Annotated in this window: 16 protein-coding genes; 10 read left to right on the top strand and 6 right to left on the bottom strand. The window is 71.4% G+C overall.

The annotated features are described in order from the left end of the window. The 4 genes from EOE48_RS09475 to EOE48_RS09465 form a co-directional block, all read right to left on the bottom strand. The gene (locus EOE48_RS09475; protein WP_127728550.1) at positions 1 to 951 is read right to left on the bottom strand and encodes an FAD binding domain-containing protein; all 951 of its coding nucleotides are present in this window, start codon (positions 949 to 951) and stop codon (positions 1 to 3) included. Further along, positions 951 to 1,565, bottom strand: a complete 615-nt coding sequence (locus tag EOE48_RS09470; RefSeq protein ID WP_210249554.1) for a 2Fe-2S iron-sulfur cluster-binding protein — start codon at positions 1,563 to 1,565, stop codon at positions 951 to 953. The genes EOE48_RS09475 and EOE48_RS09470 overlap by 1 nt, the downstream gene beginning before the upstream one ends. 83 nt (positions 1,566 to 1,648) lie before the next feature. Further along, a complete protein-coding gene (locus EOE48_RS30355; RefSeq protein ID WP_342791827.1) occupies positions 1,649 to 1,858 on the bottom strand; it encodes a putative quinol monooxygenase in 210 nt (69 codons plus the stop codon). Positions 1,859 to 2,265: 407 nt separating this feature from the next. Next, complete coding sequence (locus EOE48_RS09465) at positions 2,266 to 3,099, bottom strand: VOC family protein (protein ID WP_127728549.1); 834 nt, start codon at positions 3,097 to 3,099, stop codon at positions 2,266 to 2,268. A 344-nt stretch (positions 3,100 to 3,443) separates the two neighbouring features. Here EOE48_RS09465 and EOE48_RS09455 point away from each other — a divergent pair, with 344 nt between their 5' ends. The 9 genes from EOE48_RS09455 to EOE48_RS09415 all read left to right on the top strand — a co-directional run bounded on the left by EOE48_RS09455 (position 3,444) and on the right by EOE48_RS09415 (position 20,117). Then, positions 3,444 to 4,556, top strand: a complete 1,113-nt coding sequence (locus EOE48_RS09455) for a catalase family peroxidase (RefSeq protein ID WP_127728548.1) — start codon at positions 3,444 to 3,446, stop codon at positions 4,554 to 4,556. Beyond that, a complete protein-coding gene (locus tag EOE48_RS09450) occupies positions 4,553 to 5,119 on the top strand; it encodes a cytochrome b (protein WP_127728547.1) in 567 nt (188 codons plus the stop codon). Before EOE48_RS09455 ends, EOE48_RS09450 begins: the two co-directional genes overlap by 4 nt. Before the next feature lie 177 nt (positions 5,120 to 5,296). Next, the gene (locus EOE48_RS09445; protein WP_127728546.1) at positions 5,297 to 11,803 is read left to right on the top strand and encodes an autotransporter outer membrane beta-barrel domain-containing protein; all 6,507 of its coding nucleotides are present in this window, start codon (positions 5,297 to 5,299) and stop codon (positions 11,801 to 11,803) included. 204 nt (positions 11,804 to 12,007) lie between these two features. Beyond that, positions 12,008 to 13,201, top strand: a complete 1,194-nt coding sequence (locus EOE48_RS09440) for a serine hydrolase domain-containing protein (RefSeq protein WP_187371360.1) — start codon at positions 12,008 to 12,010, stop codon at positions 13,199 to 13,201. Positions 13,202 to 13,443: 242 nt separating this feature from the next. Next, a complete protein-coding gene (locus tag EOE48_RS30470; RefSeq protein ID WP_425463640.1) occupies positions 13,444 to 14,124 on the top strand; it encodes a helix-turn-helix domain-containing protein in 681 nt (226 codons plus the stop codon). A 412-nt stretch (positions 14,125 to 14,536) separates the two neighbouring features. Further along, on the top strand, positions 14,537 to 14,743 hold the full coding sequence (locus EOE48_RS09430) for a hypothetical protein (protein WP_127728544.1): 207 nt from the start codon (positions 14,537 to 14,539) through the stop codon (positions 14,741 to 14,743). A 243-nt stretch (positions 14,744 to 14,986) separates the two neighbouring features. Continuing rightward, positions 14,987 to 17,011, top strand: a complete 2,025-nt coding sequence (locus tag EOE48_RS09425) for a hypothetical protein (RefSeq protein ID WP_127728543.1) — start codon at positions 14,987 to 14,989, stop codon at positions 17,009 to 17,011. 65 nt (positions 17,012 to 17,076) lie between these two features. After that, the gene (locus tag EOE48_RS09420) at positions 17,077 to 18,801 is read left to right on the top strand and encodes a type I secretion system permease/ATPase (RefSeq protein ID WP_127728542.1); all 1,725 of its coding nucleotides are present in this window, start codon (positions 17,077 to 17,079) and stop codon (positions 18,799 to 18,801) included. Then, complete coding sequence (locus tag EOE48_RS09415; protein ID WP_127728541.1) at positions 18,798 to 20,117, top strand: HlyD family type I secretion periplasmic adaptor subunit; 1,320 nt, start codon at positions 18,798 to 18,800, stop codon at positions 20,115 to 20,117. Before EOE48_RS09420 ends, EOE48_RS09415 begins: the two co-directional genes overlap by 4 nt. Before the next feature lie 61 nt (positions 20,118 to 20,178). Here the strand turns inward: EOE48_RS09415 and EOE48_RS09410 are convergent, their stop codons facing one another. Next, complete coding sequence (locus EOE48_RS09410; protein ID WP_187371359.1) at positions 20,179 to 20,721, bottom strand: PAS domain-containing protein; 543 nt, start codon at positions 20,719 to 20,721, stop codon at positions 20,179 to 20,181. A 252-nt stretch (positions 20,722 to 20,973) separates the two neighbouring features. On the opposite strand from EOE48_RS09410, the gene EOE48_RS09405 reads away from it, so the two are divergent. Beyond that, positions 20,974 to 21,288, top strand: a complete 315-nt coding sequence (locus EOE48_RS09405) for a hypothetical protein (protein ID WP_127728539.1) — start codon at positions 20,974 to 20,976, stop codon at positions 21,286 to 21,288. Between the two features lie 261 nt (positions 21,289 to 21,549). Here the strand turns inward: EOE48_RS09405 and EOE48_RS09400 are convergent, their stop codons facing one another. Beyond that, positions 21,550 to 22,026: an Lrp/AsnC family transcriptional regulator gene (locus EOE48_RS09400; protein WP_127728538.1), complete on the bottom strand. Its 477-nt coding sequence runs from the start codon at positions 22,024 to 22,026 to the stop codon at positions 21,550 to 21,552. Positions 22,027 to 22,252 lie beyond the last annotated feature (226 nt).

Raw genomic sequence — 22,252 nt, 5'->3', positions numbered from 1 at the left:
TCACGCCCTCCCTTCGCTCAGCACCAGCGCGAGCGCGCGCTCGGCGAGCGGGATCTTGAAGGCGTTCCCGGCCGTCGGCGTTGCGCCCTGGAAGGCCGCCGCCACGACGGCGGCCGGTCCGCTCGGCAGGAGCGCCTCCGCGTCCTCGACCCGCCAGGGTCGCGGCGCGACGCCCCCGAACGCGACCCGCCCGGTCCCGTCCTCCTGCAGGACGACCGCGACCGACACGATCGCGAACGCGTAGGACGCCCGATCGCGGACCTTGTGGTAGCGGTGCGTCCCGCCCGGCGGCCGCGGGAGCGTGACGGCCGTGACGAGCTCGCCCGGGGCGAGCGGGTGCTCGATCTCCGGCCGGTCGCCGGGCAGAAGGTGGAAGTCGCCGATCGCGATCCGCCGCTGCGACCCATCAGGGCGGACGGTCTCGACCGTGGCGTCGAGGACCCGCAGCGCCACGGCCATGTCGCCCGGATTCTGGGCGATGCAATGGGGGCTCGTGCCCACGACGGCGAGCGAGCGGGTGACGCCCCCGAGGGCCGAGCAGCCCGAGCCCGGCTGGCGCTTGTTGCACGGCAAGCTCGTCTCGTAGAAGTACGGGCATCGGTTGCGCTGCAGGAGATTGCCGGCGGTCGTCGCCTTGTTGCGCAGCTGCCCGGTGGCGCCGGCCACGATCGCCCGCGCGAGGACGCCGTACTCGCGCTTCACCCGCGGGTGGGCGGCGACCTCGGTGTTGGTGGCGAGCGCACCGATGCGCAGGCCGCCGTCCGGCAGATCCTCGATGCCCCGCAGGGGCAGGTGCCGGATGTCGACGAGGTGGGCCGGCGTCTCGATCTGGAACTTCATCAGGTCGAGCAGGTTCGTGCCGCCCGCGATGAACCGGGCGCCCGGGCGGGAGGCGACGGCCGCCACGGCCGCTTCGGCGCTTGCGGCGCGCTCGTAGGTGAAGGGCCGCATCAGCTCCTCCCCGCCACGTCGGCCACGGCCTCGGCGATGTTGGAATAGGCGCCGCAGCGGCAGATGTTGGCGCTCATGCGCTCGCGCAGCTCGCTGGTGTCGAGCGTCACCGGTGCCGTGAGATCGCCGGTGGCGTGGCTCGGCACGCCCGCCTCGACCTCGGCGAGAACGGCCACCGCCGAGCAGATCTGGCCCGGCGTGCAGTAGCCGCACTGGAAGGCGTCGTGTGCGATGAACGCCGCCTGCACGGGATGCAGCCGGTCCGGCCGGCCCAACCCCTCGATCGTCGTCACGACGTCCCCATCGTGCATGGCCGCGAGGCTGAGGCAGGCGTTGATGCGGACCCCGTTCACCAGCACCGTGCAGGCGCCGCAATGGCCGTGGTCGCACCCCTTCTTGGTGCCCGTGAGGTGAAGGTGCTCGCGCAGGGCGTCGAGCAGCGTCACGCGGCTGTCGAGGTCGAGGCGCCGACGCTCGTCGTTGACCGTGAGGGCGACCACGACCGAACCCATGGTGCCCGCCGCCTGTGCCCTGGCCATGGACGGCAGCCCTGCCGCCGCCGCGGCCGTCACGACCTCGGGTCGGTCGATCCCGGGTGAGGGGGGAACGCTCATCAGGTTGTCCCTTCTTCGTCGATCCGAGTAGGCGCCACGATCGAGCGACACGATTGAATCGCCGGGGTCGGGCTCGGCCCTTTTCAGGGGTTCGGGCCCCCGAGCACGCGCATCTTCACGGCCTGCACACCGCCGGGAGCGAGTTCCGGAAGCCGGGCGAACCAAGCCCGGACGTAGGGTTGCGCATCGTGCGCTTCGAAGTCGGCTTCGCTGGCGAAGACCTCGTGGACGATGAAATGTCGGTTCGAGAACCGATCCTCCTGGAGAAAGTCGACAAGGTTCCGTGTCCGCACTGACGTCGTTCATCGGCTTTCGTCGAATCAGCCCACGAGGGCAGCGCCCGACCCCGTTGCGCTCGGGCGATCCTCCAAGTGTGTGAGAGCCTGTTTGAGCGATGGTCCATCGTATTCATCGCGCGAAGCACGCCTTTCCGGGCCCGAATGGGCCTACACGACTGAAGCGACAGCGGAAGGAGATCCGGGATCCAGACGTCAGATGTGCTGCGAAGCGGCTCAGCCTGACAGCACCGTCGTTGAGTATGGACGCTTCGCGACTTGTTGTGCTGGATCCCGGATCTCCTTCCACTGCGTTCCAGTCGTCCGGGAAAGGGGGGAGCTTGTTCTTCAGATCGAGAGTCAAACAGGCTCTGATTGAACCGCGTTCCCTGCGGCGACCGGCATCCGCTCCGTGGGGAAATGCGCTAACCCCGACTCGCCGCCGTACGGCGCGACGCCGCATCGGCAAAGGTCTTCTTCACGGGACCGAGCACCTGGACGAATTCGAGCTGCTCGCCCTCGGGGCCCTTGCAGTAGATGATCGACCAGCCGTTCGACGGACCCTCCTGGATCTTGATCGTGTTGGTGTTCATCGGCGCCGCACGGCGCTCCTCCTCGGAATGCACGGGCACGGTGCGGTTCGCCCTGACCTGCGTCATGCCGCGGCGGGCGCACTCGGCTTCCAGATCGGCGATGAACTTGTCGAAGTTCACATCGTCGCGGACGTAGAAGCAGATGTGCATCGAGCGCGGGTAGGCCGGGCTCATGTGGTCGCGCGGCTCGGCCCAACTGTCGCCGCCGCCCATCGGCTGCGCGGCGTCGCGATACTGAAGAAGTTCGATGACGACGTTCTCGAACTGGACGAAGCGGACATCGAGCCGCTGAGAGCCGCCCTTCAGGTCCGGGACGCCGATGGTGCGGGGATCGACGCGGCGCTCGCGGGCAACGATCTCCTGGTCGGCCATCAGCGTGAAATGAACCGGCTCCCCCTTGAAGTCGCCGTCCCGCATGATCTCGGTCCCGCCGAGCACCTCGGTGTAGAAGGCGAAAGCCCGGTCCATGTTCTGAACCGTGACGCCGAAATGCTGGACGCCTTGCAGACGCGCGCCGAGTGGACCCTCGTCACGCCCGCCCGACCGGGTGGCCTGCGCGGAGACTGTGGTTGCTCCCAGGAGGCCCGCCGCGGCAGCGGCCCCTGCAACCTGGAGGACTTCACGGCGAAGCTGTCCGCCCCGCTCGTCGTTACTCTCGTGGCTCATAAAGCTACACCGGCTCGAAGCTCTTCCACAGCAAAGATACTCGCGCCGCGCGCTGTGCGTTGGTAAAAAAAGGTTAAAACTGATTGTGTGTCGATCTCCCGATACGGGCCGGGATCGACCGGGACTGGCACGACGACCTGTTCCGTTGCCGGCAACGGCGGAATACGCTCGTCGCTTCACGCACGGTCGCGGCTGGCTCGCGACTCAAGCACCGGCGCTTCCCTGCGACCTGGAGGCGGAGGAGGGATCGGCTACAGCCTGGTCGGGGCGGCCGGACCGGCCGTCCTGCATCCCCTCGCCAACACGATCCGCAGCACCACGGCGACGAACACCTGAGGGATCCGATGTCTTTGCTGAACGACCTGACCGGGGCACCCCCCGGACTCCCGCCGCATGCCCTTCTCCTCCGCCTCGCGGCAATCGGGGCTGTGCTCGCGGGGACGACCTGCGGCTTCGCCTATGTCGGGGGCTGGCTCTCGCCGGGGGCGCTGACGCCGGCGCGGGTGATCGATCGCTTCGAGCAGGTGAACGGCCCGCATCCGGGGTTCCGCCGCAACCACGCCAAGGGCCTCTGCGTCGAGGGCCGCTTCGCCGCGAGCGGCGCGGGCGCGGCACTCTCGAAGGCCGGCCTGTTCGCCGCCGGACGGGTGACGCCGGTCGCGGGCCGGCTCGCGCTCGCGGGCGGCCAGCCCTACGCGGCGGATGCCGAGGCCACCGTGCGCAGCCTCGCCCTGCGCTTCACGCTGCCGGACGGCGAGGAGTGGCGCACGGGCATGAACGACATCCCGGTCTTCCCGGTGCGCACGCCCGAAGCGTTCTACGAGCAACTGCTCGCCGCCAAGCCCGATCTGGCCACCGGCAAGCCCGATCCCGCGCGCCTGAACGGCTTCTTCGCCGCCCACCCGGAGAGCGCGAAGGCGGCGGCCCTGATCAAGGCGCGCACGGTCACCGCCGGTTTCGCCGACAGCACCTACCGGAGCCTCAACGCCTTTCGCCTCGTGGCGGCGGATGGCCGGGACACGCCGGTACGCTTCGCCTTCGTGCCGGAGCGCGCGCCCTCGCCGGAGACCGCCGGCCAGGCAGTGCAGCAGGACAAGAACTACCTCTTCGACGCCCTTGCGGCCGAGCTCCGGCAGGATGCGTTGCGCTGGCACCTCGTCGCGACTCTGGGACGACCCGGTGATCCCACCGCGGACGCCACGCAGCCCTGGCCCGCCGACCGCGAGACCGCCGACCTCGGGACCCTGGCGCTCACCGGATCGACGCCCGAAGCGCCGGGCAACTGCCGGGACGTGAACTTCGATCCCCTCGTCCTGCCGCTCGGCATCGCGCCGTCCGACGACCCGCTGCTGAGCGCCCGCTCGGCGGCCTACTCGCAATCCTTCACCCGCCGCGCCGGCGAGGACAAGACGCCAAGCGCCGTCGCCGGTGCGCCGCCCCACGGAGCCGCCCTGTGACGCCATCGCCCCGCTTCAACCTGCCCGCCCGCCTGCTTCACTGGAGCATGGCCGCGCTGATCCTCGCCATGCTGCTGATCGGCGTGGCGATGGTGACATCGCTCGCCGACTACCACGCCCTGGTCTCCCTGCACCGGCCGCTGGGGATCCTGATCCTGGTGTTGGCGTTGCTGCGGCTCGCCAACCGGCGGCGCCATGCTCCCCCGCCGCTGCCGGCCGACCTGCCCATGTGGCAGCGGCGGGCCGCCCACGCCTCGCACGTCGCGCTCTACGCGCTGATGCTCGCGATGCCGCTCGTGGGTTGGGCGATGCTGTCGGCGGCGCGCTACCCCGTCGCGCTCGCGGGTCCGCTCGTGCTCCCGCCGATCCTCCCGCAGAGCCCGGTGCTCTATGCGGGTCTGCGCTCGGTCCACACCGTGCTCGCCTACGCGCTGTTCGGACTCATCCTCGCGCATCTCGGCGCAGCGCTGCTGCACGCGCTGATCCGCCAGGATGGCGTGTTCTCCAGCATGGCACCCTGGCGTCCTCGCCGCGCGGCACCGACGCTCCGGCCCGAGGGATAACCGGGGCGCGACCGACGCAAGACCGGAGCACACGTTCCGGCATCCGGAGGAGGTCCTGTTCGTCGTCGGATTTGCCCGATTCGTCGCATTACCCTGGGCTGTGTCGCGCGCCATCGGCGACAAGCCCGACCGGAACGCCTGCGAATCAAGGCAGGCGACCGTCCCGGATGAACGACGATGCGCGCGACGTGCAGCCTGCTGGCAACCCTGGCCTTCACCGTTCCGGCCCACGCCCTGAGCTGCAACCCCAATGCGTCGAACGCCTACACGATCCCGCCCGGCAGCTATTCCGCGCCGCAATCCTACGGCGTCGCCGACTTCTTCACCGTCCTGAACCAGGGCAACTTCGACTACGCGACGAATTCCTCGACGCACAACGCGCTCAACATCGGCGCGGCCGGCGGAAAACCCGACACCTGCGGCTTCACGTTCACGAACCAGGGAGCGGTCGCGATCACCGCTCCCCCCTCCGACGCCGGCCCCACCGACTTCCGCATCCTCAACCTCTACGCCCTCGGCACGGACAAGTCCGACGGCAATTCGCCCGATCCCGGCGGGCAGAGCGGTCCGATCGCACTGACCATCAACGGCTCGGTGAGCGTCACGAGCCAGATCGCGAGCTTCGCCTACGGCGCCTACGGGATCTGGGTGCAGTCGCTGGGAGGCCGGGGCGACGCCTCCGACAAGGGGAACGTCAACGGCGCCGACGGCGGCGGCGCCGGCGCGGTGTCGGCCGCGATCGGCGGCGCGAGCCTGTCCGTCCAGACCGCCAGCACCGGCACGGGCGCGGCCCTCCGCATCCAGCAGGTCGGGGGCCAGGGCGGCGAGGGCAACAACGACAGCCGGGGCGGCACGGGCGGGACGGCGCAGGCGCAGACGATCACCCTCACCGACAGCCGCCTGACGACCACCGGCCCGAACCTCGCCGGCCTCACCGTGATCCAGACCGGCGGCCCCGGCGGCAATGGCGGCCTGGAGGACAACCAGCAGAACAGCCCGGGGGGGCCGGGAGGGGCGGCGGCCGGCATCAGCCTCACGCTCGCGCAAGGCAGCGGGCCGGGCAACGCGATCTCGACGAACGGCAGCAGCGCGACCGCGGTGTCGGTCCTGGTGCAGGGCGGCGCGGGCGGGACCGGCGCGAACACCGGTGGCGGCCTGCAGATCAACTCCCTCGGCGGCAACGGCGGCGCAGGATCCGCGCCCGGCCAGATCACCCTGAACAGCTCCGGCGCGCAATCCGTGACGACGGCGGGGGCGAAATCGCCCGCCATCCTCCTCGTGTCGCAGGGCGGCGCGGGCGGCGCGGGCGGCGAGGCGCAGAGCCTGGCCGGCGGGACCTCCGGCTCCGGCGGCTCCGGCGGCGATGGCGGCGGCATCACGACGTTTCTCGCCAGCGGCACGACCCTCCGGACGACGGGAGACACCTCGCCGGGACTGGTCCTGCGATCCCTCGGCGGCGCCGGCGGCATCGGCGGCAGGGGAGCCGGCAATGTCGAGATCGACAGCGGCGCCGGCGGCGCCGGCGGCGCCGGCGGCTTCGTCGGCGGGACCCTCTATTCCGGCGTCGGCATCACCACGACCGGGAGCAACGCCCACGGTGTCGTCCTGCAATCCGTCGGCGCGCAGGGGGGCAAGGCCTCCGATGCCTCCGGCCTGATATCCAGCAGCGGAAGCGGCGGCGGCGGCGGCCAGTCGCTCGGTCTCGACTTTGCCAATCAGGGTACGATCACCACGACGGGCGCGGCGGCGCGCGGCATCCTCGCCCAGAGCATCTCCGGCGACGGCGGCCCGGGCGCGAACGCCGATGCGACCATCGGTTCGCCCGGCGCGGGCGGCGCGCCGGGATCGATCCTGACCATGACGGTCATGAACAGCGGGACGATCGCCACGTCGGGGGCCGGCGCGCAGGGCATCCTGGCGCAGTCGATCGGCGGCGGCGGCGGGACCGGCGGCAGCACCTCGGGGGACTTCTTCTCCGCACAGGGCGGTGCGGGCATCGCCGGCGCATCGGGCGGGACCGTCGTCGTCGGACAGAGCGGCCGCATCACGACGAGCGGAAGCACGGCGGCGGGGATCCTGGCGCAGTCGATCGGCGGCGGCGGCGGCGACGGCGGCGACGGGAGCGGGGTCTTCTCCTCGAACGGCGGCGCGGGCGGGGCCGGCGGCAACGGCGGTGCGGTCACCACGACGCTCGGCGGGTCGATCTCGACCGCCGGTGACCTCAGCCACGGCGTGATCGCGCAGTCGATCGGCGGCGGCGGCGGCAACGGCGGAAACGCCACCGCCGCCGGCGTCACCGTCACCTACACCCTCGGCGGTACGGCCGGCGGCGGCGGCACCGGCAGCGCGGTCTCGACCTCGGCGCAGGGCGCGACGATCGTCGCCACCGGCTCGGGGGCGGACGGCATCCTGGCGCAGTCGATCGGCGGCGGCGGCGGCTCGGGCGGCAACGCGTCCGGCATCACGGTGGACGGCGGCTTCAGCTTCGCGGCGGCGATCGGCGGGACCGGCGGCGGCGGCGGCAGTGGCGGAGCGGTCACCGTCAGGCTCGGGAGCACCACGGTCACGACCGGCGGCGGGGCGGGCGCTGCGCCCCCGGTCGACGCGATCGGCGTCCTGGCGCAGTCGATCGGCGGCGGCGGCGGCGCGGGGGGCGGCGCCAACGCGCTCGCCGTCGCGGTCAGTCGCCCGACCTTGCCGGACGAGCCGTCGCTGGCGATCGCGGCGACCTATGGCGCCGGCGGCGCAGGCGCCACCGCCGGGAACGGCGGCACCGTCGATCTCGAACTGGGCACGGCCGTCAACGGGATGAGCGGCGGCGCGACGATCCGCACCGCGGGCACCGGCTCCCACGGCGCGGTGGCGCAATCGATCGGCGGCGGCGGCGGCCAGGGCGGCGATTCCTCGGCCATGTCCGGGACGATCGGGTCCACCTCCGAGTACGGCGCCGAGGGCGGAACGGCGACCAGCGTGACCCTTGCGGTCGCACTCGGCGGCACGGGCGGCAAAGGCGGCTCAGGGGGCGCGGTCACCATCAGCGCCGGCGGGCTGGGCACCCCGTCCATGGTCGCGACGACCGGCGACGGCGCCTACGGCCTCCTGGCGCAGTCGGTCGGTGGCGGCGGCGGGAATGCCGGGATCGGTTCGGCGACGTTCGATTACACCGGCAACGCGAACAACCACACCTTGACGGTCGGCCTGGGAGCCAAGGGCGGCGCGGGGGGACCGGGCGGCACGGTGTCGGTCGATCTGGCCGGCACCAGCACCGTGCAGACCCGCGGCTCGGGCGCCATCGGCGTGCTGGCCCAGTCGGTCGGCGGCGGCGGCGGCACCTCGACCGGCTCCACGGTCGATCTCGGCACCCTCGCCTCGTTCTCGCAGAAGAACGCGCAGGGCGAGGAAGGCCCCTTCCAGGGGAAGCTCACGTCGACGATCAGCGTGGGCCAGACCGGCGCCTCCGGCGGTAGCGGAGCGACGGCTCAGGTCAACCACCAGGGCAGCGTCACCACGATCGGCAACGACGCGCCCGCGATCGTGGTGCAATCGATCGGCGGCGGCGGCGGGGTCGGCGGTTCGGCGGGCAACGACGCCGGAGCGTCCGCCGGCGCCAGCACCTCCGCGGCGGCGACGCGGTCGCTGACGGACGCCGCCACCGAGGCCGAGGATCCGCCGAGCAATCCGTTCAACCCGAACATCACCTTCCAGACGGCCCTGAACCTGAGCGTCGGCGGGAAGGGGGGCACCGGTGGAAGCGGGGGTGCGGTGACGCTGGAACATGGCGGGCGGGTCGTCACCTCCGGCGACTACGCGCCGGGGCTCGTCGCGCAGTCCATCGGCGGCGGCGGCGGCCGCGGCGGGACCGCCGTCGCGGGAGGGGAGGGCAACAGCCTGTCCTCCATCATCGGCTCGGCGCTCGTGACGTCCAACGTCTCGCTCGGAGCCAGCGGCGGCGGCGGTGTCGGCGGCTCGGCCGGTCCCGTCACCGTCACTCTCGACGGCGGCGCGTCGGTGACGACGGGGGCGGCCGGCCGGGGAAGCCCCGGCAGCGGGGTCCAGTCGGTCGGTCTCCTGGCCCAGTCGATCGGCGGCGGCGGCGGGACCGGGGCGGACGGGACGGTGCAGCCGAACGGGCTCCTGTTCCTCGGCGCCGGATTGGCCGGCGGAGGCGGTTCCGCCGGCTCGGGCAATACCGTCAGGCTGCAACAGCCGTCGGGCGGCAATCCCGTCACGGTCACGACCTCCGGCGGTGCCGGGCACGGCATCGTGCTGCAGTCGATCGGCGGCGGGGGCGGTCTCGGCGGGGCGGGCTCCACCCTGGCTGCCACCGTCTCGAGGTTCCCGTCGCTGAGTGTCGGGCTCAAGCTCGGGGGCGCGGCGGGCAGCAGCGGCGACGGCGGCAGCGTCCAGGTCGACAACCCGATCCTCGACCTGCGCACCGCCGGCATGGGCGCCTACGGCCTGGTCGCGCAGTCGATCGGCGGCGGCGGCGGCCTCGCCGACGTGACCGGCAGCCCCGCGAGCCTGCAGGGTCTGGGCGGCCAGGGCGGCAGCGGCAACGGCGGCCCCGTCACGGTCCAACTGCCGCAAGGCTCCAGCATCGCCACGACGGGGCTGGGGGCGCACGGCCTCGTCGCGCAATCGGTGGGCGGCGGCGGCGGCATCGCGACCGGCTATCAGGCCGGCGTCACGCCCGCCCTCGTCGGTCCGCCGGCGTTCGGCACGAGTTCCGGCAACGGCGGAGCCGTCTCCGTGACCGCGCTGGGCAGCATCACCACCACCGGCCCCGGCGCCTTCGGCATCATCGCGCAGAGCGTGGGGCGCGGCGGCGGCCTCGCCACGATCGGCTCGCAGTTCTACGCCGCCTCCATGGGCGGCGCGAGCAGCGGCGGCCTCGCCGGCACCGTGCTCGTCGACCTGCAGGGCACCATCTCGGCGACCGGCGAGAACGCGGTCGGCGTGTTCGCCCAGAGCGTGAACGGCCAGACCGTCAGCGCGAACACCGTGACGGTCAATCTCGGCGTCTATGCACCGGCCCGGGTGACGGGCGGCAGCGGCCAGGGCGCGGGCCTCTGGATCGAGAGCGGGAACGCGGGCAACACGATCTCCGTCGGCGGTGGCTCCAGCGTCGCGGCCCTGTCGAACCTCGCGATCAACTACACCGGCGGGTCGGGCGTGAACGTCCTCAACGACGGCACGATCACCGGCTCGACCACGCTCGGATCCAGCGCCTACACCCTGACGAACCGCGGCACGCTCCAGCCCTCCGCCACCGGGACCGGCGAGGCCGTGATCGCCGGCAGCTTCGTCCAGACGCCCGCCGGGCGGCTGGCGACACAGGCGGACTTCGCCGCGCGGACCGCCGGACGCTTCGTCGTGACGGGCGACGCGCAACTGGCGGGCACGGTGCAGGCCAGACTCGCGAGCGTGGTCGCCAACACCCCGGTCCCGGTTCTGACGGTCCAGGGCCGGGCGACGGGCAGCCTGTCGGCCGCGTCCACGGCGCTGTTCGATTTCGCCGTGGTCCCCTCCGCCGGCGAGGCGGAGCAGCGCTTCGACCTCGTCGCGACGGGCTCGCGCCTCGCGGATCCCCGCTTCGCGCTGACGCCGGGGCGGCAGGCGGTGGCGGGCTATCTCGACCGGGTCTTCGCGGCCGGCACACCGCAATTCGGCACCTTCTTCGCCGGCCTCGACCGGGCCGCTTCCTCGCCCGGCGATTACGGGCAGCGGATCGGCCAGCTCGGGCCGCGCTCGGTCCTGTCGGTCGGTGCCCAGCGGGCGCAGGACGCGGCCTTCGTCGCCAACGCCGCGATGTCCTGCCCGGTCTTCGCCGCCGGCACCGCGTTCCTCACCGAGGGAGCCTGCACCTATGCCCGGCTGGGCGGGCGCACGACCTCCGTGGGCGCCGACGCCGACCGGGGCCGCATGGGCATCGACAGCACGGTCCTGCAGATCGGCGGCCAGGGAGAGCTCGCGCCCGGGTGGTTCCTGGGCGGCTCGCTGGCCTACGAGACCGGCCGCCTCGATGGTCGCGACGGGGTGCGCGGCGGGCTCGACGTCGGGCACGGCGTCCTGACGCTCAAGCGGCAGGAGGGGCCCTGGCTGCTGACCGGCGCGGCGTTCGGTTCGGTCGGCCAGGTCGATCTGCGGCGCACCGTCGGCCTGCCGGGCGTCGGGGGGCTGGCGACGGGCTCGACCACCCCGACCACGCTCGGCGGACGCCTGCGCGCCGCCTACACGATCGGCACGGAGACCCTGTATCTCCGCCCCTTCCTCAACCTCGACGTCGTCGGCGCACGGTTCGGCTCCTACACCGAGGCGGGTCTCGGCGCGTTCGGGCTGCGCCACGACGCCGCCGCGCAGACCGCGGCGATCCTCACGCCGGCCCTCGAAGTCGGCCTGCGGACCAACCTCGATGCCGGGATGGTCCTGCGCAGCTTCGTCTCGGCCGGCGTCGACATCCGCACGAGCGACACGTGGCGCGCGACGACGCGGCTGATCGGAGCGCCGGCGGGCGTCGGCGGCTTCACGACGCTGGTCCCGCAGGACCGGGCGGCCGCCCGGGTCAGCGCCGGCCTGCAGCTCTTCGCGAACGAGGCGATCGATCTGCGCGCCCAATACGACGGCGGCTTCTCGGACAGGGCCACGATCCATGGCGGCATGCTGACGTTCTCCTATCGCATGTGATGCGATGTCCGGACGATCCGTTCCGGACATCGTGTCACCAGCCCGCGCGGCGCATGAGCGGGGCCGGTTTCCGCATCGCCGAGCGATCGCTTGGGATCGCCGAGCGATCGCTTGGGATCGCCGAGCGACCGACCCGAAATCGTATTACGGTTCTCGAAAACTCTTACGTGGATGATCCCCGATCGACACGAGGAGGCGACGAGGATGGCGCGTTCGAGGATCGGACGGTACCTGCGGCACTGGCTGATGCCGCTCGTGCTGGCGGCGGGTCCGCCCGCCGCGGCCCAGGACGGTGGGACGTGGCGCAGCACCCCGGCGGCTGCGATGTCGGACCGCGACGCCGACGCCCTGCGCCCCGTCGTCGACCGCCTCGTCGGCCAGGCGGTGACCGCGGAGGCGATCCCCGGCGTGATCGTCGGCGTGAGCTGGCAGGGACGGCGCAGCTACTTCGGCTATGCCGCAACCGGGGGCCAGCCCTTCGGGTCCGACACCATCGTCGAGGTGGGGTCGATCACCAAGGTGTTCACCACGGCCCTGTTCGCGCAAGCGCTCCGCGAGGGCCGGATGCAGGCCGAGGCCCCGCTCCGGTCGCTGATGCCCGAGCGCCGGCTCTCCGCCTGCACCGGGCGCATCACGCCGCTGCAACTGGCGGATTTCCAATCCGGCATGCCGGAGCTTCCCCCCGACGTCCCGCGCGATCTCGCGCAGCGGGGCATCGACACCTACACGGCGCGCGACTTCCTCGACTGGGTGGCCCGGTGGCCGGGGGGCGGCGACGGGGACGACTGCGCGCTGCCGGCGCCCTACCGCTACTCGAATGCCAGCATCGGCCTGCTCGGCATTCTCGTCGCCGAGCGGCTCGGCGCACCGTGGGCGGACCTGGTGCACAGTCGGATCACCGCCCCGCTGGGAATGGGCAGCACGGCGATACGCGTACCGGAGGAGCAGCGCGACCGCCTCGCCCAGGGCCACGGTCCCGGCGGACGGCCGGTCATGCCCTGGCCGGTCTTCGCCTGGTACGCCGCGGGCGCCCTGCGCTCGACGGCGGCCGACATGCTGGCCTTCGGCGAGGCCGCCCTCGGTCACCCCACGGTCAACGGCGCTCCCGTGCCGCCCGCCCTCACCCAGGCGTTCCGGGACGCCATGGCTCCGATCTATCGCCCCGAGGGACAGAGCTTCGCCCAGGCCATGGCCTGGCAGGTCGAGACCGGTGATCCCGAGGCCGGACAGCACCCGGTCTTCATGAAGGCCGGCGGCACCGACGGCTTCAACAGCGTGATCGCGGTCAACCCGTCGAAGGATCTGGCGATCTTCATCGGCGCCAGCCGGGCGCAGAGCGGCATCCCCCGCCTCGGCGTGATGCTGGCGCGGCAGATCCGAGGTGAAGCGCTGCGCTGAACCGAGTCCCGGCTGCCGGCGCGAAGCCGCTGCGGATGTCGCGCCGCTTCGCTCCGGCGAGGCCAGCCTCCGGGTCGAGCCGGTCCCTGAGCAGATTTCGCAAAAGTATCCCCCGGTTTTGCGACAAGAATCTGCGACGAAACGGCAACGGGCCCGGCGTCGAAAACGCTCTTGAACACGGGAACTGCCGAAAAGGCGTTCGGCCAGCAGGCGATGGGGGAGATGACCGCGGAGGCCTGCTTTTGGGTGAGCCCGGCATCCAACGCCTTGTTGAGGTGGTACGCCTTCAGGGACCGCCGCGTCGAGCGCCGCGCAGGGAGTCCGTCGAGGGCCGCCCGGTCGCGATCGCCGGCCTGCATCCGATCGACGGGCGACGCTGCCGCAATCTGGACAAGAGGCTCCGCTTGCTGAACGGTGCGAGCGACGCCGGGCCGTTCGCGCGGGCGGCGTCGGGAGCGGTGAGCGAATCGGGCGGCGGACCGTCCCGCTCACGATCGAGGGACGACGCACGAGCCGAGAAGGCGGCGGCGGCAAGAGACGACGTGATGCCCAAGGACACTCTCACGGACCACGATCGCAAGGTCGGCGAGCGCGTCGCGACGCTTCGCAAGGCGAAGGGAATGTCCCAGACCGGCCTCGGCGAGGCCCTCGGTGTCAGCTTCCAGCAGATCCAGAAATACGAGCGAGGAATCAACCGCATCGGGGCCGGCCGCCTCGACAGGATCGCGGAGGTGCTCGGGATTCCGATCTCCGACCTGTTCAGCCCGGCTCCTGCCCACGACGAGACCTGGACGCTTCTTCAGACGAGCGGCGCCATCGAGCTGCTCCGCCACTACAGCGAACTGGAGCCGGAGCAGCGAGCCGACGTCGTCGCGCTCTGCCGCTCCGTCGCCCGGTTGAGCCGGGGACGCCGGTCGCCGTGAACGCCGGCGCCGCGATCGGGGGCGACCGGTCCGGCGCCACCCCCTCCGTTCTCGTGCGGCTGTCGGCTGAACGACCGTCGTAGCCGGCACCGCGCCGCTCCCCGGCCGGGCTGCGCGGGCTTCGATGACGGACGATCCGCACGTCGACCGTCCAGCCCCCCGCACCTGGGCGCGGTCCGCCGCGCATCGCATCTCCCCGCGAGCAGACGAAGCATGTGCGTGAGCAAACTCCGACATTCATTCACGTCCGGCTTCCGAGTACGGACCGAAAATAGCCACCGATATGGGTGATATAGACAATCTTATCGTTCATTAACGACTCGTCAACCACCCGGGCACTTTCCGAGAACCGATTTTTCCTCTCCTGGTTGTACATGAAACAGAAATTACAACCACATGATGGAGGAAGCCGATGAGCTACGCCATTCATGTCCGTGAGGTGCATCCGCACGCGCACGAATATGTCCTGGCCTACGACATCGATGGACGTGAGCAGGCGGAACGCGTCGTCCGCAGCCTCGCGACGTCCTTCCCACGGCACGGTCCCGGCGCGACGAGCGGACGATACTGGTTCGTCTCACCGTCTGGATATTTTCAGATCTGGAGCGAACTCGACTAGAACACGGCACGATTGCGCTGCAATCGCGAAGTTTTTCTGGATCTTTGATTTCGCCGTGTCTTCTACGATGAACATCCATTCACTTCGTCGCACATTTTTATAGATCAAAAATCCGTTCGCCGACATGATGCAAATATCATTTATCAAGCTATAGATCCGTAAATCGAAAATAATCTGAGGTCGTTCCGCATCGACGGTCCCGGATCGTTCTTCCCGTCTTCGTGCAACCATCAGGAGCAGACGATGTCCGCATCTCCCTTGACGTCCATGGTGCAGCCGCTGGGCCGCAGCCTCGAATGGCTGGTCAGCCCCGACGCTCTCGCCGGCTCGACGGCGTTGTCGAGCGGTCAGCTTTCGGGCCTCGGTCCCGTGGCGACGGTGGTCGAGCCGGCGCTCGGCGATGCCGGCACCCAGGAGGCCGGCACCCTCCTGCCGCAGAACCTCGCCGACGTCGCGAACGGCCTCGTTCTCGACACCCACGCCCAACTCGAGACGACCGGGCACGAGGTCGCCGCGCTCAACGCTCCGCTCCACGGCCTCACCCATCTCGGCGAGACGATCGGCCTCGGCCACCTCGGCGAAGCGGGCAACCTCGTCAGCGATCTCGCGGCGGCGCCCGCGGGAGCCGGTTCGCCCGGCGGGGCCGCACCCCTTCTCGCGGATGCGGGCGCGGTCGTCGAGGCGGCCGGAGGGCTCGCCTCGGCCGTCGCCGCGGCACCGGTCGCCGGACACGGCATCGTGGGACAGGGCGGCTTGCTCGACATCGCCGCGCCGGCCCTGAACCAGACGGTGCTCGGCCTGCACGCGACGCTGGAGGGCGCCGGCCACCAGGTGTCGCCGCTCAACGGACCGGTCCACGGCCTCACGGCGCTGGGCGAGTCGATCGGGCTCGGGCATGTCGGGGAGCCCGGCAACCTCGTGACCGACGCCCTCGCCCTGCCGGGCGCGGTGCTGAGCGGCGGCGGCCTCTCCTCCGCGACGCCCGCCCTCGGCGATCTCGGGCACGTGCTGGCGGGAGCCGACGCGCTCCTCGACGGCGTGACCGGTGCGGCGACCGGCGGCCTGCTGTCCCCGGGCGGCGCCCTGGCCCCGGTCGGCAACCTCGCCAACAGCGCCGTGCTCAACCTGCACGCCGGGATCGAGTCGATCGGCCACGACGTCCCGATCCTCAACGACGCGCTGCACGGGCTGACCCACCTCGGCGAGACGGTCGGCCTCGGCCATCTCGGCGAGGCCGGCAACCTCCTCACCGACGCCGTCGCCCTGCCGGGCGAGATCCTGGGCGGCGGCGGGCTCGGCGCCGTCGCGCCGGTCCTCGGCGACCTCGGCGCGGTGACGGGCGCCGCGGGCGGCCTCGTCGGCGGCGTGACCGGCATCGTCGGCGGGATCACCGAGGGCGGAGCGGGCGCCGGGGGAGTCCTGGCCCCGGTGACGGGGCTCCTCGGTGCGGGGACGGGGGGCACCCTGCTCGGCGAGGGCGGCGTCCTCCAGCCGGTCGGCGATCTCGCCAACGGCGTCGTGCTCGACCTGCATGCGGGCATCGAATCCGTCGGCCACAACGTGCCGATCCTCAACGACGCCCTGCATGGGCTGACCCACCTCGGCGAGACGGTCGGCCTCGGCCATCTCGGCGAGGCCGGCAACCTTCTCACCGACGCCGTCGCCCTGCCGGGCGAGGTGCTCGCCGGCAACGGCCCGGCCGCGGTCGGCGCGGTGGTGGCGGATGCCGGCGCGGTGGTGGACGCCGCGGGCGGCCTCGTCGGCGGGGCGACCGGCATCGTCGGCGGGCTGACCGGTGGCGACGGCCAGCCCGGCGGCCCGCTCGCCCCGGTCACCGGCCTGCTCGGGGGCGGGGCAGCGGATCACGGCCTGATCGAGATCGGCGCCGGTCCGACGACCCCGACTCCGATCGCCGACCTCGCGGTGGCCTCGCCGTCTCCCGCGCCGGCCCAGGCGATCCAGGTCAGCGCGATCGGCGTCCCGGCCGACCAGCCGGGCCTCGCCGGCGCCCATCTCCTCGCCGGCGACAGCCTCAGCTTCCCGGAGGCCGGGACCGGCGGAGCGGACGCGCTCGTGGGCAAGGTGCTCGACCTGCTGCCGACGGCCCACGCCGCCGACGGCGCGGAGGCGTCGGGCGGGACCGGCCTCGATCTCGGCCTGGCCGGCCTCGACCTCGGCGGTCACGCCGATGCGCAGCCGGCCGAGACGCACCACGCCGACCAGACCGGTCATGCCGGTACGCCGGTCCTGCATCTGCTCGGCCTCTGACGGGAGCCGACCCCCCACCGGCCGTCCGGTGGGGGTTCTCCCGCGCCACGGAAGGGAGGACGCGCGTGATCGACGACGAGGCCCGGCGCCGGGCGAGGAGGCGGGAGTTCTGGGGGGTGGTCCGGGACGGCAAGGGGGTTCTGGCCACCGTCGCGGCGGTGAGCGGCCTCGTCAACGCCCTGATGCTGACCGCGCCGCTGTTCATGCTCCAGGTCTACGACCGCGTGCTGCCGAGCCGCAGCATCGCGACCCTCGTCGGGCTCGCCGGCATCGCCGCGGTGCTGTTCCTGGTCCAGGGCCTGTTCGAGGTGCTGCGCGCCCGCATCCTCGCGCGGTTCGGCCGCCTGATCGACGAACGCCTCGGCGACCGGGTGTTCCGCACGCTGCTGGTGCGCGGCATCGCCCAGCCCTGCACCGAGGACGGCCCGCAGGCCCTGCGCGACCTCGACACCATCCGGGGCTTCCTCGCCGGCCCGGCCTTCACCGCGTTCTTCGACCTGCCCTGGGTCCCGGTCACCATCGCGGTCTGCTTCCTGTTCCACCCCTGGATCGGCGCGACGATCGGCGCCGGAGCCGTCGTGCTGGCGGTCCTGACGATCCTCACCGACTGGGCCAGCGCCGGTCCCGCCGCCGCGTCGGTGCGGGCGGCGACGGAGCGGCGCAGCTTCACCGACATGGCCCATCGCACCGCGCCGCTGGTGACGGCGCTCGGCATGCGCGAGGCCATGGGCGCCCTGTGGCGCGAGCGCGCCCGCCGCAACCGCGACGCCGCCGCGGCCAGCACCGACCTCGCCATCGGCTTCGGCAGCGCGTCGCGTCTCCTGCGCACGATGCTCCAGTCCGGCATCCTCGCGCTCGGCGCCTTCCTGGTGGTGCGCGAGGAGGCGACCGCCGGGGTCATGCTCGCCGCCACGATCCTGTCGGCGCGGGCGCTCGCGCCGGTCGATCTCGCCATCGCGAACTGGCGCAACGTGGTGGCGGCGCGGCAGGCCTGGGGCCGGCTGATGGACTTCCTGCCCGCGCGGGAACCTCCGGCGCCGACGCCGCTGCCGGCGCCGCGCGAGAGCCTGCGCGTGACCGCCCTGTCCCTGGCGGCGCCCGGCACCGACACGCTGGTCCTGCACGACGTCAGCGTCGCCCTCGCCCCCGGTAACGCGCTGGGGATCATCGGGCCGAGCGGCTCGGGCAAGTCGAGCCTCGCCCGGGCGCTGGTCGGCCTCGTCCGGCCGAGCCGCGGCGTCATCCGCCTCGACGGCGCCGCCCTCGACCAGTGGGATCCCGACACCCTCGGCGGATCCCTCGGCTACCTGCCGCAGGACGTCGAGATGTTCGAGGGCAGCATCGCCCAGAACATCACCCGGTTCGCCGCGGATCCGGATCCCGAGCTCCTGCTCGCGGCGGCCAAGGCCGCGGGCGTCCACGAGGTCGTGCTGCGGCTGCCCGCCGGCTACGACACGCTGATCGGGCGCGGCGGGCTCGCCCTCTCGGGCGGGCAGCGCCAGCGCATCGCCCTCGCCCGCGCGCTGTACGGCGACCCGTTCCTCGTCGTCCTCGACGAGCCCAATTCCAACCTCGACGTCGAGGGGGAGCGGGCGCTCGCCGCCGCGGTCCAGGGCGTGCGGGCCCGCGGCGGCATCGCCGTGGTGATCGCCCACCGGCCGAGCGCCCTGACGGCGGTCGACCGCATCCTCGTTCTCAACGACGGCCGGGTGCAGATGCACGGCCCGCGCGACGAGGTGCTGGGCCGCCTCGCCAGCCTCACGCGGCAGACGCCCACGAGGGTCGCATGACGAGGTCTCTCCCGGCCGACGCCGACCCGACGCGCGGCACGCGGCGTTCCCTGAGGCGTCACGGCCTCGCGGCGATCGCGGTCCTGGCGCTGACCGGCGGCGCCGGCGCCTGGACGGCGGCGACCGAATTGTCCGGTGCCATCATCGCGACCGGCTCGCTCGTCGTCGAGACCAACATCAAGAAGGTGCAGCATCCGACCGGCGGCATCGTCGCCGACCTCCTGGTGCAGGAGGGGACGCGGGTGGCGGCCGGCGACCTGCTGATCCGCCTCGACGCCACGACCGCGCGGGCGACCTACGACAGCGTCAGCAAGAGCCTGTGGGAACTCTCCGCCCGCACCGCGCGGCTGGAGGCCGAGCGCGACGGCCTCGGCGAGGTCCGGGTGCCCGCCGACCTGTGGGAGGCCGGTCCCGACATCGCCCGCGTCGTCGAGGGCGAGCGCACGCTGTTCCGGTTCCGCGCCGAGGCCCGGGCGGGCCAGACCGCCCAGTTGCGCGAGCGCATCGGGCAGTTGCGCGACGAGATCCGCGGCCTGACCGAGCAGGCCGAGGCCAAGGAGCAGGAGAGCGCGATCATCCAGCGCGAATACGAGGGCGTGCAGGATCTCTGGCGCAAGAACCTCATCCAGCTCAGCCGGGTCACCGCCCTCGAGCGCGACATCTCCCGGCTCAAGGGTGAGCGCGGCGTCCTCGTCGCCATGATCGCCCAGACGCGGGGCAAGATCTCCGAGACCGAGCTCCAGATCGTCCAGCTCGAGCAGAACCTGCGCAGCGAGGCCGGCAAGGAACTGGCCGAGATCCGCGCCAAGGCGGCGACGCTGGTGGAGCAGAAGATCACCGCCTACGACCAGTTGCAGCGGATCGACATCCGGTCGCCCCAGGCCGGATCGGTGCACGAACTGACGGTCCACACCCGCGGCGGCGTCATCACGCCGGGCGAGCCGGTCATGCTGATCGTGCCGGCGGCCGATTCGCTGGTGGTCGAGGTCCGCGTCGCTCCCCAGGAGATCGACCGCGTGCGGATCGGTCAGGCGGCGGGTCTGCGCTTCCCCGGCTTCGACCAGCGCACCACGCCGGAACTCGCCGGGACCGTGGTGCGCATCGCCGCCGACGTGAGCGAGGACAAGCGCACCGGGGTCTTCTACTACCTCGTCCGCCTCGCCATCGCGAGCGGGGATCTCGCCCGCCTCGGCAGCGCGACCCTGATGCCCGGCATGCCCGTGGAGGCGTTCATCCGGACCGCGGACCGCACCGTGCTGTCCTACCTCACCAAGCCGCTCGCCGATCAGGCCCGCCGGGCCTTCCGGGAGAAGTAGGAGGGCGGTCGACCAGGACCTGCGTCGTGCCGGTCCGGGCCGGCACGACGGATCGGCCCGTTCAGATCATCCGTCGCTTCCCGTCGGCCTTGATCAGCGCGCTCAGCTCCCGGCCGAGTTCCAGCAGGAGCATGTCGGTGATCGACAGCAGGAAGGGCCGGTCGGCCTCGGCCACGATGTCGCGAACCGACAGGCAGAGATCGACGGCGTGCTCCAGCGGATGCTCCGTCGGGTTCATCAGCTCGCTCGTGAAGCCTGGAGCACCCAGTCTGCGGCCGGTGACGTCGACGATGATGCCGCGGCTGCGCACCGGTCGGCCCGTGCCATCGTGATAGAAGTGCCCGCGCGCCAACACCCAGCACACGTCCCCGTTCCGTAGGCAAGTGCGGTACTCGGCGACGAACGAGCCCGAACTCTTCACCATCTCGCGGATGCGGGCCGTGACCCAGTCGTGATCGTCGGGATGGATGCCGGCTTCGTACGCCTCGATCGGCAGCCCAGCCGTCGCCTGCTCGAATTCGAGACCGAACAGGACGGCGACGACGTGGTCAGTGTAGATGCGGTTGGCCAGAATGTCCCAATCCCAGGTGCCGACGATCTCCATGGCCGCTATCTTGCCCACGATGTAATCGGGCGCCTGTGGCGTGTGATCCGAGCTTGGCATCCACCCTCCCTTACACGGCGCCAGCGCAATTCATTACAGGTTGATTTGTAACTCCTAACGTTCTTCCATCATAGGTTGTTTCGCCACCGGCTCAGAAGTTGTATGCCGCTCCTATGATATGGCATCGCTGCCATTGCGATGGCGCTTGATAAGGTCCGTCCGCAACAAGGGCCGAGCGCAGGGGAGAGGCTGATGTCGGACGAAACACCTCACCATGGCGTATGGCAGAACGCCACCTCCGCTTCTGACGCAACTGGCAGGCACGACGCGGCAAGCATGGCTCGCCGCCTGAGGCGGGTCGAGCGGACGCTCGATGTCCGCTTCGATGCAAATCCAAGCGAGGTTCCGAGCAACGGCATGAGCGATCAGCCTGATCTTGAGCAGCAAGCATCTGAGCTGCTACAGGCCTTCCGACAAATCGCGAATACAAGAACTCGACAACAATTTATTGAAATGGTTAGATATGCCGCAGGATCATCGATCGCAGCGCGGGCCGCAAGGTGGTGAGGTCGCGACCCGGGCTTGAGCGGGCCTGCACGACTGAAGCGGAGCGGAAGGAGATCCGGGATCCAGCACAACAATGCGCGCAGCGTCCATACTCAGCGACAGTGCTGTCAGACTGAGCCGCTTCGCGGCACATCTGACGTCTGGATTCCGGATCTCCTTCCGCTAACGCTTCAGTCGTGTAGGCCCATTCGGGCCCGGAAAGGGGTGCTCCGCGCGACAAATACGATGGACCATCGCTCAAACAGGCGCTCAAACAGGCTCTCAGGCTGGAAAAAGCCGCGTCAGCGGGACGTGGTTGCGGGCCACCGGGGTCTTCAGCACGACGAAGCTGAAATACTTGTCGATGCCGATGTCCATGTCGGTCAGGCGCTCCATCATCGCCTGGTACTCGGCGATGCCGCTGGCGACGAACTTGACGAGGTAGTCGTAGCCGCCGGAGATGAGGTGGCATTCCACCACCGATTCCTCCTTCTCGATCGCCGCCAGGAAGCGGGCGAAATCGATCTGGCGGTGGTTCTTCAGCGTGATCTCGGTGAAGACCGTGAAGGTCTGGCCGAGCTTGGCGACGTTGATCTGCGCGCAATAGCCCGAGATGTACCCGGCCGCCTGCAGCTTCTTGACCCGCATCAGGCACGGGCTCGGCGACAGGTGGACGAGTTCCGACAGTTCGACGTTGGTGATGCGCCCGTTTTTCTGAAGCTCGGAGAGGATCCGGATGTCGATGCTGTCGAGCTTCATGGGCGATCCGATGGACGAGGGCCGACCTCCATCCGTCCCGGCCGGTGCGGCAGATTATGCCGTAACGTCCCGCCGGCCAAGGGGAGCCGTGATGGCGTTCAGGGCCATCGCTTCAGCGATTGTCCTGCGGTCGCCCGCAGGGCGACGCGATATGGCGGGCGCGGTGCGCTTTGCGCCCGAAGAGCGCCCCGCGGGACGGGTTCGAGGGGACGGATGTCCGCTCGAA

Source organism: Methylobacterium oryzihabitans (genome assembly GCF_004004555.2).
GTDB classification, from domain to species: Bacteria; Pseudomonadota; Alphaproteobacteria; order Rhizobiales; family Beijerinckiaceae; genus Methylobacterium; species Methylobacterium oryzihabitans.
Note: the sequence above shows the minus strand (reverse complement) of the source record. Positions and strands in the feature narration are given on the sequence as shown.